The sequence below is a fragment of the Streptomyces sporangiiformans genome (genome assembly GCF_005768555.2).
In the GTDB taxonomy this organism is placed as follows: domain Bacteria; phylum Actinomycetota; class Actinomycetes; order Streptomycetales; family Streptomycetaceae; genus Streptomyces; species Streptomyces sporangiiformans.
In genome coordinates this window covers 1-13255 of record NZ_VCHX02000161.1, presented here as the reverse complement: position 1 = coordinate 13255, position 13255 = coordinate 1, and the positions used below count along the sequence as shown (strand labels likewise).

Below are 13255 nucleotides of genomic sequence, written 5' to 3'. Positions count from 1 at the left end.
CGTCAGGCCGCGTTCGCCTCGTCCGTCACCGTCACCCGGGCCAGCAGGTCCTCGTACGCGGCGCGGTCGAACTCGCCCGCCGCGGGCGCCCGTACCGTCGCCGCGGACAGGGCCGCCGCGCGGGCCAGCCGGTCCGGCCACGGCAGATGCTCCACCAGCCCCGACAGCAGCCCGGCGACCGCCGAGTCGCCCGCGCCCGTGGGGTTGCCCCGGACGGGGTGCGGGGGAGTGGCGCGCCAGTGGCCCTGGGGCGTGTGGGCGAGCAGGCCCTCCGGGCCCAGGGAGGCGACGACCGCGTGGGCGCCGCGGCGGCGGGCGTCGCGGGTGGCCAGCAGGGGCTCGTGGGAGCCGGTGAGTTCGGCCAGTTCGTCGGCGTTCGGTTTGACGATGTCCGGGCGGGCGGCCACCCCGCGCTGCAGAGGTTCACCGCTGGTGTCCAGCAGGACCGGGACGTCCGCCGTGCGGGCGGTGCGGATCAACTGGGCGTACGCGCCCACTGGCACCCCGGGCGGCAGACTGCCGCACAGGGCCACCGCCGAGGCGGAGCGCAGCAGATCCTCGTACGCCTCCTGGAACGCCGACCACTCCGCGGACGAGACGAGCGGGCCCGGCTCGTTGAGCTGGGTGGTGTCGCCGCTGGTGTCATCCGCGACGGCGATGGTGCGGCGCGTGCCGCCCTCGACCGGCACCAGCGCGTCGGTGACGCCGGCGAACGCCGTCAGCTGGTCCTGGAGGGCGCGGCCCGTCGCGCCGCCCACGAAACCCGTGGCCGTCACCTCGTGGCCGAGCGCCGCGAGCACCCGGGCCACGTTCAGGCCCTTGCCGCCGGGCCGTTCGGTCACCTCGGTCACCCGGTGCGAGGTGTGCGGGCGCAGCGACCGTACGCGATAGGTGATGTCGAGAGCGGTGTTCAGCGTGACCGTGAGGATCACCTGGGCCGACCTCCCCCGGGTAGTACGCGCTTTCTCGTTCCGGAGGCCCGATCATGCCAAAGAGAAGGCGGCCGGCCCAGTCCCACAGGCCGCCGCCCCCCCTCAACAGAGGTTGAAATCAGCCCAGTTGGGGCTCAACCACCCATGCGCCGCGGCGCATCACGCCCTTGAGGGCGAAGTCGGCGTCCAGGACCACCAGATCCGCGTCCTTCCCCGGCTCCAGCGAGCCCACCCGGTCGTACATGCCGAGCAGCTTGGCCGGGGTGGCGGAGACGGCGGCGACGATGTCCTCGACGGACAGCCGGTCGACGGCGACGGCACGCTTGAAGGCCCGGTCCAGCGTGAGCGTCGAGCCCGCGATCGACCCGCCCTCCACCAGTCGCGCCACGCCGTCGCTGACCTCGACCTCCAGCGGGCCGAGCATGTAGCGGCCGTCGCCGAATCCCGCCGCGTCCATCGCGTCCGTGATGAACGCCACCCGGTCCGCGCCCGCGTGATGGAACGCCAGTTCCAGGGAGGCCGGGTGCAGATGGGTGCCGTCGTTGATCAGCTCGACCGTGATCCGCTCGTCCTCCAGCAGCGCCGCGATCGGACCGGGCGAGCGGTGCCCGAGGGTGGGCATCGCGTTGTAGAGATGCGTCGCCACGGTGGCGCCCGCCTCGATGGCCTCCACCGTCTGCTCGTACGTCGCGTCCGTGTGCCCGATCGCCGCGATCACCCCGTGCTCCGCGAGGAGGCGTACGGAGGCGATGCCGCCCGGCAGTTCAGTGGCGAGCGTGACCATCTTGGCCTGCCCGCGCGCCGCGTCGATCAGCTTGCGCACCTCGGACGGGTCCGGGTCGCGCAGCAACTCCTCGGAGTGCGCGCCCTTGCGGCACGGCGAGATGAACGGTCCCTCGAAGTGGATGCCAGCGATGTCGCCCTGCTCGGCCAGTTCGGAGAGCAGACCGGCGCGCTGGGCCAGCGCGTCCATGTCGCCGGTGACGGTCGACGCGACGGTCGTCGTGGTGCCGTGCAACCGGTGCGTGTGGACGCCCTTCAGGACCTCCTCCACGCTCCCGGAGGTGAAGGACGCGCCGCCTCCGCCGTGGTTGTGCACATCCACGAAGCCGGGGACCAGCCAGTGGCCCGACAGGTCGATCACCTCGGAATCGTCGTGCGGGCTTCCGGCGATCCGCGTGCCGTCGACGATCACGCGGCCTCCGTCCACGATTCCGGTAGGCAGCACCACCCGAGCACCGGCGTAAATCTTGCTAGTGGCCATCAGGTGGTTACCTCCGGAAAGTCGTGGGTGGTCGGTCGCCGTGGTGGTCGTGGTCGCTGTGGTCGTTCTCGTCGTCGTTGTCGTGGTTGCCGCGGTCGTTGTGGTTGCCGGGGTGGTCGTGGTCGTCGTGGTCATCGGATCCGTCATCGGGTGGCGAGCAGGTCCCAGGCCAGCAGCCCGGCGCCCAGGCACCCGGCCGTGTCGCCCAGTGCCGCCGGGACGACGGACGGCACCTTCTGGAAGGTGACGCGCCGCTCGATGGCGGCCCGCAGCGGTGTGAACAACGTTTCCCCGGCCTCGGCGAGACCGCCACCGATGATCAGAGTGCGCGGGTCCAGCAGGGTGAGCGCGGTGACGAGGCCGTCGGCGAGCGCGTCCACCGCCTCCTGCCACACCGCGCACGCACGCGGGTCCCCGGATTCGACGGCCTTCGCGCAGTCCGCGGCGTCCGCCTCCGGATCGCCGGACGCCTCGGCCCAGGCCTGGCTGACCGCCGCCGCGGAGGCGAACCGCTCCAGGCAGCCGCGCTGCCCACACGGACACGGGGTCCCCCCGGGACGTACGACGATGTGTCCGATCTCGCCGGCGAATCCGTGCGCCCCCGCCTCCACGCGGCCGTCGATGCCGATCGCGCCCGCGATCCCCGTGCCCAGCGGCACGAACAGGAACCGGTCGGCGCCGCGGCCCGCCCCGATCCGGCCCTCGGCGAGCCCGCCGGTGCGGACGTCGTGCCCGAGCGCCACGGGGATGCCGTGCAGCCGCTCGCTGATCAGATCCCGCAGGGGTACGTCGCGCCAGCCGAGGTTGGCCGCGTACACCGCGACGCCCCGCTCGGCGTCCACGATGCCGGGGACGGCGACGCCGGCGGCCGCCGCGCTCTCGCCGAAGTGGCGCTCTCCGTGCGCGCGCAGCTCGGCCGCGAAGTCGAGGATCGATTCGACGACGGCGTCCGGGCCGCGCTCTCGGCCCGTGCCTCGGCGGGCCTGGTGCAGCAGGTCGCCGTCGGCCCCCACGAGGGCGGCCTTCATCCCGGTGCCGCCCACATCGAGGGCGATGACATGTTCCACGGGGACAGTCTCGCCCCTTACCCCGTGAGAGGTCTAGTCCACTCACCTGGTGTAGACCTATAGTTCGCGTGCTGAGACATTCAACGATCGTGGCGCCCCGGCAGGCATGCCTGGTGTGACGCGTGGCAGCAAGAGCAGCAAGACAGGCATGACAGGCAAGGCAAGACAGGCAGGGGAACCGGTGCAGCGGCGAGTGACAGGTCTGATCTCGGTGATGTCCGCCCTGGGCATGGTGGCGGTGCTCAGTGGCTGCAGCGGCAGCTCCGACGCCGACTCCCAGGACGTCACGCTCAAGCTGGTGGCGGCCGACTACGGCGACTCCAAGGCGAACAGCTCCCAGAAGTACTGGGACAAGCTCGTGAAGGAGTACGAGAAGAAGCACCCCGGCATCAAGATCGACGTCAGCGTCCACTCCTGGAACGACGTCGACGCCAAGGTCAAGAAGATGGTCGCCGACGGGCACGCCCCCGATATGGCGCAGATCGGCGCGTACGCCGACTACGCCGCCAAGAACCAGCTCTACAAGGTCGACGAGCTGCTCTCCATACCCGTCCAGGCCGACTTCGTCTCCCGGCTCGCCGAGGCGGGCGAGGTGAGGCGGGTGCAGTACGGCATGCCGTTCGCCTCCTCCACGCGGCTGCTGTTCTACAACAAGAAGCTCTTCGCCGACGCGGGCCTCACCCCGCCGCAGAGCTGGAGCGACCTCGCGGCCGCCGCCAAGGTCCTCAAGTCGCGCGGGGTCAAGATCCCGTACGCGCTGCCCCTCGGGCACGAGGAGGCCCAGGCCGAGACCATGATGTGGCTACTGAGCGGGGGCGGCGGCTATGTCGACGGCGTCAGCTCCTACGGCCTCGACTCCGAGCAGAACGTCGACACCTTCGACTGGCTCAAGAACGAGCTGGTCGCCAAGGGGCTCACCGGGCCGACCGCGCCCGGCAAGCTCAACCGCGCCGACGCCTTCGCGGCGTTCACCCGCGGCGACGTCGGCATGCTCAACGGCCACCCCTCGCTGATGCAGGCCGCCGCCAAGAAGGGGGTGAAGTTCGGCATGGTGCCGATGCCCGGCATCAACGGGAAGTCCAAGGCCACGATGGGCGTCGCCGACTGGATGATGGCGTTCAAACAGAACGGCCACGCCGAACAGGTCGGCGATTTCCTCGACTTCGTCTACAGCGAGAAGAACGTGCTCGAGTTCTCCCACACGTACGACCTGCTGCCCGTGACCGCCCGCGCCTCGGAGGCGATGGCCGCCGACAAGAACGACAAGCGGCTCGACCCGTTCCTGAAGGAACTGTCCAACGCCGAGCTCTACCCCGTCGCCAAGACCTCCTGGGCGCAGGTCAGCGCCGACATCAAGCAGCAGATCGGCAAGGCCGTGAGCCCCAACGCCAGTCCGACCGCGATCCTCGGCCAGCTCCAGAGGTCGGCTGCCGCCGCGGAGAACTCCGAGTAGTACCGCGCGCGGCGCCCGCCTCCAGACACTGGCGGTGTCAGAGGCGGGCGTTACCGTTCAGGGCATGGACGAGGAGCTGACCCGGCAGGAGCGAGACGTGCTCGCGCTGGAGCGGCGCGGCTGGGCCGGCCCCGGGGCCAAGGAGCGGGCCATCCGGGAGGAGCTGGGCATGGCGCCGGTCCGCTACTACCAGCTGCTCAACGCCCTCCTCGACGCCCCGCGCGCCCTGGCCCACGACCCGGTGACCGTCAACCGTCTCCGCCGGATACGCGCGGCCCGCCGGGCCGAGCGCTGACGGAGGGCACGACGGAAGCACGACGGAAGCACGACGGAGGGCACAGGGAAAGGCACGAGAGACGGTGCGACGGACGGCGCCGGCCAGGGGTGATCCTGGCCCCGCGCGGATAGGGTCACCGTATGAGCAGCCACCCGGACTCCTCACCGGCGCCGATGCCGATGCCCTTGCCGACCCCCGCGACGCAGGCGGGCCGTGACGGCCTCGACGCCCTCCTCGCCCGACCTGGCCGGGCCGTACTCGCCTTCGACTTCGACGGCACCCTCGCCCCGATCGTCCCCGACCCCGAGCAGGCCCGCGCCCACCCCGACGCGGTCCCGGCGCTCGCCGCACTCGCGCCGAAGGTCACGTCCGTGGCCGTGGTCACCGGCCGCCCGGCCGGTGTCGCGGTCCGCAACGGCGGCTTCGCGGGCGTACCCGGACTGGAGCACCTTGTCGTCCTCGGCCACTACGGCGCCGAACGCTGGGACGCGGTCAGCGGCGCCGTCACCGCCCCGGCCCCGCACCCCGGTGTCGCCGCCGTCCGCGCCGAACTGCCCGGCTTCCTCGATCAGATCGGATCCTGGCGCGGCACCTGGATCGAGGAGAAGGGCCGCGCGGTCGCCGTCCACACGCGTCGCGCGGAGGATCCGCAGGCCGCCTTCGAGGCCCTGCGCGAGCCCCTCTCCGAGCTCGCCGCGCGCCACGACCTGATCGTCGAACCGGGCCGCATGGTGCTGGAGCTGCGTCCCCCCGGCATGGACAAGGGCGTCGCCCTGACCGAGTACGTGCGCGAAGTGGCCGCCGAATCCGTCCTGTACTGCGGCGACGACCTGGGCGACATCCCCGCCTTCGCCGCCGTCGACAAACTCCGCTCCGACGGGGTCCCGGGCCTGCTGGTGTGCGTCGGCAGCTCCGAGGTGCCGGAACTGGCGGACCGCGCGGACCTGGTGGTCGACGGCCCTGAGGGCCTCGTACGCCTGCTGACCGCGATGACGGATCAGCTGGGCTGATCGTCCGCTACCGCGGGTCCACCGCTAGCGCGGCTCCAGTGCTACCGCGGGTCCAGCGCGTGCAGCTGGTCCAGGAACCACTGGGCCGGCGGCAGCGCGGTCGCCGCGGCGGCGAGCCGCTTCGTACGCTCCGCCCGCTCGTCCAATGGCATCGTCAGCGCCTCGTGCAGCGCGCGGGCGGTGGCGACCACGTCGTACGGGTTCACCGTGATGGCGTCCTCGCCCAGCTCCTCGTACGCCCCCGCCTCCCGGGACAGCACCAGCACGCACCCCTCGTCGGAGACGACCGGCATCTCCTTGGCGACCAGGTTCATCCCGTCCCGGATGGGGTTGACCAGAGCCACGTCGGCCAGCCGGTACGCGGCCAGTGAGCGGGCGAAGTCGTCCTTCAGGTGCAGCAGGACCGGGGTCCACCCGGCCGTTCCGTACCGCGTGTTGATCTCATCCGCGATCCGCCGCACCTCGGCCATGTAGTCGCGGTACACGGCGAGGTCCTGCCGCGACGGATAGGCGAGGGCCACGTGCACGACGCGCTCGCGCCACGAGGGCTGGTCCTCCAGGAGCTCCCGGTAGGCCAGCAGCCCGCGCACGATGTTCTTCGACAGCTCGGTCCGGTCGACCCGCACGATCGTCTTGCGGCGGCTGCCGTCGGGGGCCACCCCGATCTGCTCCCGCAGCGAGGCGATCCGGTCGTCGACGTCCGGCTGGTGCGAGCGCTCGCGCAGGAAGTCCGCGTCCGCGCCGAGCCCGTGCACACCGATCCGCGTGCCCGACGGGATACCGGGGCCCAGCACGGCGTGACAACAGTCGGTGAACGCGTCCGCCCACCGCTGGGTGAGGAACGCGGCCCGGTCGGCGCCGAGGATCCCGCCGAGCAGCTGGGCGCCGATGTCGTCGGGCAGCAGCCGGAAGTACTCGGGCGGGGCCCACGGCGTGTGCGAGAAGTGCCCGATCCGCAGATCGGGGCGCCGCTCGCGCAGCATGCGGGGCACCAGCGCCAGGTGGTAGTCCTGCACCAGCACCGCGGCGCCCTGCGCGGCCCCATCGGCCAGTGCCTCGGCGAAGGCGCGGTTGTACGTCTCGAACGACGCCCACTGACGACGGAACTCGGCGTCGAAGACCGGCTCCAGCGGCGTCTGGTACAGCAGGTGGTGGACGAACCACAGCACGGAGTTCGCGATGCCGTTGTACGCGTCCGCGTGCACGTCGGCGTCGATGTCCAGCATCCGTACGCCGGCCTCGCCGACCCCGCGCCGCACCGCCTCGCGGTCACCGTCGCCCAGCGCCGAGCACACCCACAGCGCGTCGGCGTCCGAGCCGATCGCCGAGAGGCCGGAGACCAGTCCGCCCCCGCCGCGCTTGGCGGTGAGCGTCCCGGCCTCGTCCAGCGTGTACGAGATCGGGCCGCGGTTGGACGCGACGAGGATCTGGGCACCGTGCGTAGTTGCCATACGGCTCAACTTAGCCCTTGGTGGAACCGCTCAAACGTGCGCCTCAGCCGTATACAGGTGCGCGGGGCGCCTGAGAGCTCGGGTCCGGCTGTCGTGTGGCGGCTGCGGGTTCGCTGTGGCTGGTCGCGCAGTTCCCCGCGCCCCTCTTCTACGCCGCCCTTCGTTTCGTGTACTCCGTGATTTCCGTCATCGGGGGGCGCTCCTCCGTGTCGACCGGGTAGGTGTGCGGCTCGAAGCCGGTCTCGCCGCGTTCGAACTGGGTGAGGCGAGGGCGCAGGAGGTGGCCGCGGGCCAGTCGGAGCTGGGCGGTGCGGTAGATCGCGGCGGCCATGCGGCCGAGTGCCTGCCCGTCCTGGTGGCGGTGCTTGCGGACGCCGACGTCGACCTGGGCCAGGGCATCGAGGCCGACCAGGTGCAGCGCGTCGATGAGCATGCCCAGCTCCACGCCGTATCCGACGGGGAAGGGCAGCCGCTCCAGGAGGGAGCGGCGGGCGGCGTACTCCCCGCCGAGGGGCTGCACGAAGCCGGCCAGCTGCGGCCAGTGCATGTTCAGCAGCGGGCGGGCCATCAGTTCCGTCACGCGACCTCCCTGACCCGCGGCGGAGCCGAGCGGGCGGTCGTACATCGCCTTGACGAGGTCGACGCCGGGCTCGGTGAGCAGCGGGCCGACGATGCCGGAGACGAAGTCCGCGGAGAACTCCTTCAGATCGGCGTCGACGAAGCAGACGATGTCGCCGCTCGTGACGAGCAGCGAGCGCCACAGGACCTCGCCCTTGCCGGGGGCGGCGGGTATGCGGGGCAGGATGTCGTCGCGGTGCACCACGCGGGCACCCGCCTCGGTGGCCACCTCGGCCGTACGGTCGGTGGAACCCGAGTCGATCACGACCAGCTCGTCGACGAGCGGCACCTTCTTGGTCATCAGCTCGCGGCGGATGACGGAGACGATCTCGCCGACCGTCGCCTCCTCGTTGAGCGCGGGCAGGACCACGCTCACCGTGGAGCGCGCGGAGCGCTTCGCGGCGATCAGGCTGTGCAACTTGCGGTCACTCACGGACCAGGAGCGCGTGCTCAGCCAGCGCTCGACGTCTTCCAGCACGTGCGGCTCTCCTTGCGTTGGACGGGGAGGGTGCGGTGCCTGTCCGGTCGGCGGCGGATGTGCGGGTCATCTCGCGACTCGGACGGCTCTCTCCACGATCCAGGCCTTCGGTTACAGTCTTGAACAACGCTGATGACCATCGCATGTCGCGGGTCGTTGCGTGCACAACCAATACTTACAACCGAATACCGCTCATCCAGAGGGGCAGAGGGAAACGGCCCGTTGAAGCCCCGGCAACCCTCCAGCCGGTTCTCGTACCGATCGATGGTGATCGGCTCCGCGAGGCTCCCGGCTCGGGAAGGTGCCAATTCCGTCTCACGGCGAGATGCGTCGTGGGGAAGATGAGGAGAAAGGGCCTCGCCTCACATGGCTGCGCAGACAGTTGCAAGCACCTCGAACCCCCTCACCTCCGTGGACCTCGGTCCGGCCGCCGCGCTCGCCTGCCGCGAGTGCGGGCACCGCGTACCCCTCGGCCCGGTCTTCGCCTGCGAGGAGTGTTTCGGCCCGCTCGAGATCGCGTACGACTTCTCGGCGTACGACACCGAGGACCTCCGCAAGCGCATCGAGGCGGGACCCGCGAACATCTGGCGGTACGCGCCGCTGCTGCCCGTCCCCGCGGACGTGGCCGAGAAGCCGAACATCAACCCCGGCTGGACCAAGCTCGTCAAGGCCGACAACCTGGCCGGCGAGCTGGGCGTGACCGGCGGCCTGTATGTGAAGGACGACTCCGGCAACCCGACGCACTCCTTCAAGGACCGTGTCGTCGCCCAGGCCCTGGAGGCCGCCCGCGTCTTCGGCTTCACCACCCTCTCCTGCTCCTCGACCGGCAACCTGGCCGGTGCGGTGGGCGCCGCGGCGGCCCGCGCCGGCTTCCGGTCCTGCGTGTTCATCCCGCACGACCTGGAGCAGGGCAAGGTCGTCATGGCCGCGGTGTACGGCGGCGAGCTCGTCGGTATCGAGGGCAACTACGACGACGTGAACCGCTTCTGCTCCGAGCTGATCGGCGACCCGGCCGGCGAGGGCTGGGGCTTCGTGAACGTCAACCTGCGCCCCTACTACGCCGAGGGTTCCAAGACGCTGGCGTACGAGATCTGCGAGCAGCTCGGCTGGCGGCTCCCGGACCAGCTCGTCGTGCCGATCGCCTCCGGTTCCCAGCTCACGAAGATCGACAAGGGTCTGCAGGAACTGATCAAGCTCGGGCTCGTCGAGGACAAGCCGTACAAGATCTTCGGCGCCCAGGCGGAGGGCTGCTCCCCGGTGTCCGTCGCCTACAAGGCGGGCCACGACGTCGTACGGCCGCAGAAGCCGGACACCATCGCCAAGTCGCTCGCCATCGGGAACCCGGCCGACGGGCCGTACGTCCTCGACATCGCGCGCCGGACCGGAGGCGCGGTGGAGGACGTCAACGACGAGCAGATCGTGGACGCCATCAAGCTGCTCGCGCGGACCGAGGGCATCTTCGCCGAGACGGCGGGTGGCGTGACGGTCGGCGTGACGCGCAAGCTGATCGAGAACGGCGTACTCGACCCGACCCTCACCACCGTCGTCCTGAACACCGGCGACGGCCTCAAGACCCTGGACGCGGTGGCCGGCACGGGCCTGACCGCGACCATCCGCCCCAACCTGGACTCTTTCCGAGAGGCTGGCCTCGCATGAGCGTCAACGTCCGCATCCCCACGATCCTCCGCACCTACACGGGCGGCCAGGCCGAGGTCGCTGCCGAGGGCGCGACTCTCGCCGAGGTCATCGCCGATCTGGAGAAGAACCACACGGGCATCGCCGCTCGCGTATTGGACGACCAGGGCAAGCTGCGCCGTTTCGTCAACGTGTACGTGAACGACGACGATGTGCGCTTCGAGCAGGGGCTGGAGACGGCTACGCCCGACGGGGCGGGCGTCTCGATCATCCCGGCCGTCGCCGGAGGCTGACGGCCGACCGGGTTTCCGGGTACCGGGCCGGTTATTACCTACGGTAACGGCGAACACGCAGAGTTCATCGAATTGCCCTCTCCGTAAGAGAAACGGAGGGGGCAATTCTGCATGGTTGAGCACGGTACAGTTGGGGAACCTGCTTCGCTCCGCACGCTGAACGCATATGAGTTCCTGCCGTAAGCCCGACAAGAAGCAGCCAAAGTGCCCGGCCTTTTTGAGCCGTATGTGACATTTGTGGGCCCTGTCTTGCCCTGAATTCGGGCAAATTCTCCGCATACTCCCGATCGCGCGGTGTCCAGATTTCTCGTCCGATTGACCTGTTGCAGACGGCAGTTGGACAGATACATTCAGCCGCGGTCGACGCGTTCCGGCGCACACCCCCAACCGTTGGGGGGTGAGGTCTGACCCGGATCCACGAAGTGTGGATCTGTGCAAGGGCCAGTAATAGGGGAGTTAGGCATGGCTCAGGGCACCGTCAAGTGGTTCAACGCGGAGAAGGGGTACGGCTTCATCGCGGTCGACGGTGGTGCGGATGTATTCGTCCACTACAGCGCGATTCAGATGGACGGCTACCGCACCCTGGAGGAGGGTCAGCGGGTCGAGTTCGAGATCTCGCAGGGCCAGAAGGGGCCGCAGGCGGACATGGTCCGCGTGGCCGGCTGAAGCACGCGCCGACTGATCTGCAGCGACACGTTCTTCTTTGAAGGGCCCGCACCCGCAGGGGTGCGGGCCCTTCGTCATGCCCGCGCGCGCCTCTCGATCAATGGGAGGCGCTTGCGCCCACCCGTCACCCGACCACCACCCCTCAACGAGCCCGCTACGCGGGCGCACCTTGCACTCTCGGGGGTCGAGTGCTAATCATTGGCGTTAGCACTCTGAAGGTGAGAGTGACAACGAGGACCGGGTCGGTGAGGCCCGCAGGCCGGGTGGGGCAAGGAACCACAGGCAGGCAGGCCGTCCGTCGCGGGCGCCAGCGCGGTCCGGAGCAATCCACCCCAGTCCGGGAGGACCACTTCACATGGCCAAGATCATCGCGTTCGACGAGGAGGCGCGGCGAGGCCTCGAGCGCGGCATGAACCAGCTCGCGGACGCCGTCAAGGTGACCCTCGGCCCCAAGGGCCGCAACGTCGTCCTCGAGAAGAAGTGGGGCGCCCCCACGATCACCAACGACGGTGTCTCCATCGCCAAGGAGATCGAGCTCGAGGACCCGTACGAGAAGATCGGCGCCGAGCTGGTCAAGGAGGTCGCGAAGAAGACGGACGACGTCGCCGGTGACGGCACGACGACCGCGACCGTCCTCGCCCAGGCGCTGGTGAAGGAAGGCCTCCGCAACGTAGCCGCGGGCGCCAACCCCATGGCTCTCAAGCGCGGTATCGAGAAGGCCGTCGAGGCGGTCTCCGGTGCGCTGCTCGAGCAGGCCAAGGACGTGGAGACCAAGGAGCAGATCGCTTCGACCGCCTCCATCTCCGCCGCCGACACCCAGATCGGCGAGCTCATCGCCGAGGCCATGGACAAGGTCGGCAAGGAAGGCGTCATCACCGTCGAGGAGTCCCAGACCTTCGGTCTGGAGCTGGAGCTCACCGAGGGTATGCGCTTCGACAAGGGCTACATCTCGGCGTACTTCGCCACCGACATGGAGCGTATGGAGGCCGTCCTCGACGACCCGTACATCCTGATCGCCAACTCCAAGATCTCCAACGTCAAGGACCTGCTTCCGCTCCTGGAGAAGGTCATGCAGTCGGGCAAGCCGCTGCTGATCATCGCCGAGGACGTCGAGGGCGAGGCCCTGTCGACTCTGGTCGTCAACAAGATCCGTGGCACCTTCAAGTCCGTCGCCGTCAAGGCTCCGGGCTTCGGTGACCGCCGCAAGGCCATGCTCGGTGACATCGCCATCCTCACGGGCGGCGAGGTCATCTCCGAGGAGGTCGGCCTCAAGCTGGAGAACGCGACCGTGGACCTCCTGGGCCGCGCTCGCAAGGTCGTCATCACCAAGGACGAGACGACGATCGTCGACGGTTCGGGCTCGGCGGACCAGGTGTCCGGCCGCGTCAACCAGATCCGCGCCGAGATCGAGAACTCCGACTCGGACTACGACCGCGAGAAGCTCCAGGAGCGCCTGGCGAAGCTGGCCGGCGGCGTGGCCGTCATCAAGGCCGGTGCCGCCACCGAGGTCGAGCTCAAGGAGCGCAAGCACCGCATCGAGGACGCCGTCCGCAACGCCAAGGCGGCCGTCGAGGAGGGCATCGTCGCCGGTGGTGGCGTGGCCCTGCTCCAGGCCTCCCAGGTCTTCGAGAAGCTGGAGCTCGAGGGTGACGAGGCGACCGGCGCCAACGCCGTGAAGCTCGCCCTGGAGGCCCCGCTCAAGCAGATCGCCGTCAACGGTGGTCTCGAGGGTGGCGTCGTCGTGGAGAAGGTCCGCAACCTTCAGGTCGGCCACGGTCTGAACGCCGCGACCGGCGAGTACGTCGACATGATCGCCGAGGGCATCATCGACCCGGCGAAGGTCACGCGCTCCGCCCTGCAGAACGCCGCGTCCATCGCCGCGCTGTTCCTCACCACCGAGGCCGTCATCGCCGACAAGCCGGAGAAGGCGGGCGCTGCCCCGGCCGGTGGCGGCATGCCGGGCGGTGACATGGACTTCTGATCCGGTTACTCACGGATCGGCGGTTCACCGCTGTACGCGACCGAGGGCGGCACCCCTGCTTCCAGGGGTGCCGCCCTCGGGCGTATCCGGGATCACAGTGAGGCGGGGCGGAATGGCGGAATGCCGTGGC

Annotated in this window: 12 protein-coding genes and 1 riboswitch; of the genes, 7 read left to right on the top strand and 5 right to left on the bottom strand. The window is 70.0% G+C overall.

The window, feature by feature from the left end; genetic code table 11:
- Positions 1-2: 2 nt before the first annotated feature.
- From FGD71_RS26440 to FGD71_RS26425, 3 genes are all read right to left on the bottom strand, one after another.
- Positions 3-932, bottom strand: a complete 930-nt coding sequence (locus FGD71_RS26440) for a 1-phosphofructokinase family hexose kinase (RefSeq protein WP_119103026.1) — start codon at positions 930-932, stop codon at positions 3-5.
- Between the two features lie 118 nt (positions 933-1050).
- Positions 1051-2196 (bottom strand): N-acetylglucosamine-6-phosphate deacetylase, encoded by a 1146-nt coding sequence (nagA, locus tag FGD71_RS26435; protein WP_119103025.1) that lies wholly within the window; start codon positions 2194-2196, stop codon positions 1051-1053.
- 143 nt (positions 2197-2339) lie between these two features.
- Positions 2340-3263: an ROK family protein gene (locus FGD71_RS26425; protein WP_119103024.1), complete on the bottom strand. Its 924-nt coding sequence runs from the start codon at positions 3261-3263 to the stop codon at positions 2340-2342.
- Positions 3264-3444: 181 nt separating this feature from the next.
- Between FGD71_RS26425 and FGD71_RS26420 the strand changes: the two genes are divergently transcribed.
- The 3 genes from FGD71_RS26420 (at position 3445) to otsB (ending at position 6003) form a co-directional block, all read left to right on the top strand.
- The gene (locus FGD71_RS26420) at positions 3445-4716 is read left to right on the top strand and encodes an ABC transporter substrate-binding protein (RefSeq protein ID WP_240436780.1); all 1272 of its coding nucleotides are present in this window, start codon (positions 3445-3447) and stop codon (positions 4714-4716) included.
- 64 nt (positions 4717-4780) lie between these two features.
- Positions 4781-5011, top strand: a complete 231-nt coding sequence (locus FGD71_RS26415; RefSeq protein ID WP_119103023.1) for a DUF3263 domain-containing protein — start codon at positions 4781-4783, stop codon at positions 5009-5011.
- Positions 5012-5133: 122 nt separating this feature from the next.
- Complete coding sequence (gene otsB, locus FGD71_RS26410) at positions 5134-6003, top strand: trehalose-phosphatase (RefSeq protein WP_119103022.1); 870 nt, start codon at positions 5134-5136, stop codon at positions 6001-6003.
- Positions 6004-6044: 41 nt separating this feature from the next.
- Here otsB and FGD71_RS26405 read toward each other — a convergent pair whose 3' ends face one another.
- Complete coding sequence (locus FGD71_RS26405; protein WP_119103021.1) at positions 6045-7454, bottom strand: alpha,alpha-trehalose-phosphate synthase (UDP-forming); 1410 nt, start codon at positions 7452-7454, stop codon at positions 6045-6047.
- A 148-nt stretch (positions 7455-7602) separates the two neighbouring features.
- Positions 7603-8550 (bottom strand): glucosyl-3-phosphoglycerate synthase, encoded by a 948-nt coding sequence (locus tag FGD71_RS26400; protein WP_119103020.1) that lies wholly within the window; start codon positions 8548-8550, stop codon positions 7603-7605.
- A gap of 189 nt (positions 8551-8739) precedes the next feature.
- Positions 8740-8898, top strand: a riboswitch (SAM riboswitch).
- Positions 8899-8916: 18 nt separating this feature from the next.
- Between FGD71_RS26400 and thrC the strand changes: the two genes are divergently transcribed.
- The 4 genes from thrC (at position 8917) to groL (ending at position 13125) form a co-directional block, all read left to right on the top strand.
- Positions 8917-10206, top strand: a complete 1290-nt coding sequence (gene thrC, locus FGD71_RS26395) for a threonine synthase (RefSeq protein WP_119103019.1) — start codon at positions 8917-8919, stop codon at positions 10204-10206.
- On the top strand, positions 10203-10478 hold the full coding sequence (locus tag FGD71_RS26390) for a MoaD/ThiS family protein (RefSeq protein ID WP_119103018.1): 276 nt from the start codon (positions 10203-10205) through the stop codon (positions 10476-10478). Before thrC ends, FGD71_RS26390 begins: the two co-directional genes overlap by 4 nt.
- A 462-nt stretch (positions 10479-10940) precedes the next feature.
- Positions 10941-11144 (top strand): cold-shock protein, encoded by a 204-nt coding sequence (locus tag FGD71_RS26385; protein ID WP_003986833.1) that lies wholly within the window; start codon positions 10941-10943, stop codon positions 11142-11144.
- Between the two features lie 355 nt (positions 11145-11499).
- Positions 11500-13125: a chaperonin GroEL gene (gene groL / locus FGD71_RS26380; protein WP_119103017.1), complete on the top strand. Its 1626-nt coding sequence runs from the start codon at positions 11500-11502 to the stop codon at positions 13123-13125.
- Positions 13126-13255: the final 130 nt, after the last annotated feature.

What these genes read in the sequence shown, in the direction of transcription:
- nagA (WP_119103025.1), bottom strand. Translation starts at nt 2,196, where the DNA reads ATGGCCACTAGCAAGATTTACGCCGGTGCTCGGGTGGTGCTGCCTACC.
- FGD71_RS26415 (WP_119103023.1), top strand. Translation starts at nt 4,781, where the DNA reads ATGGACGAGGAGCTGACCCGGCAGGAGCGAGACGTGCTCGCGCTGGAG.
- otsB (WP_119103022.1), top strand. Translation starts at nt 5,134, where the DNA reads ATGAGCAGCCACCCGGACTCCTCACCGGCGCCGATGCCGATGCCCTTG.
- FGD71_RS26405 (WP_119103021.1), bottom strand. Translation starts at nt 7,454, where the DNA reads ATGGCAACTACGCACGGTGCCCAGATCCTCGTCGCGTCCAACCGCGGC.
- thrC (WP_119103019.1), top strand. Translation starts at nt 8,917, where the DNA reads ATGGCTGCGCAGACAGTTGCAAGCACCTCGAACCCCCTCACCTCCGTG.
- FGD71_RS26390 (WP_119103018.1), top strand. Translation starts at nt 10,203, where the DNA reads ATGAGCGTCAACGTCCGCATCCCCACGATCCTCCGCACCTACACGGGC.
- FGD71_RS26385 (WP_003986833.1), top strand. Translation starts at nt 10,941, where the DNA reads ATGGCTCAGGGCACCGTCAAGTGGTTCAACGCGGAGAAGGGGTACGGC.
- groL (WP_119103017.1), top strand. Translation starts at nt 11,500, where the DNA reads ATGGCCAAGATCATCGCGTTCGACGAGGAGGCGCGGCGAGGCCTCGAG.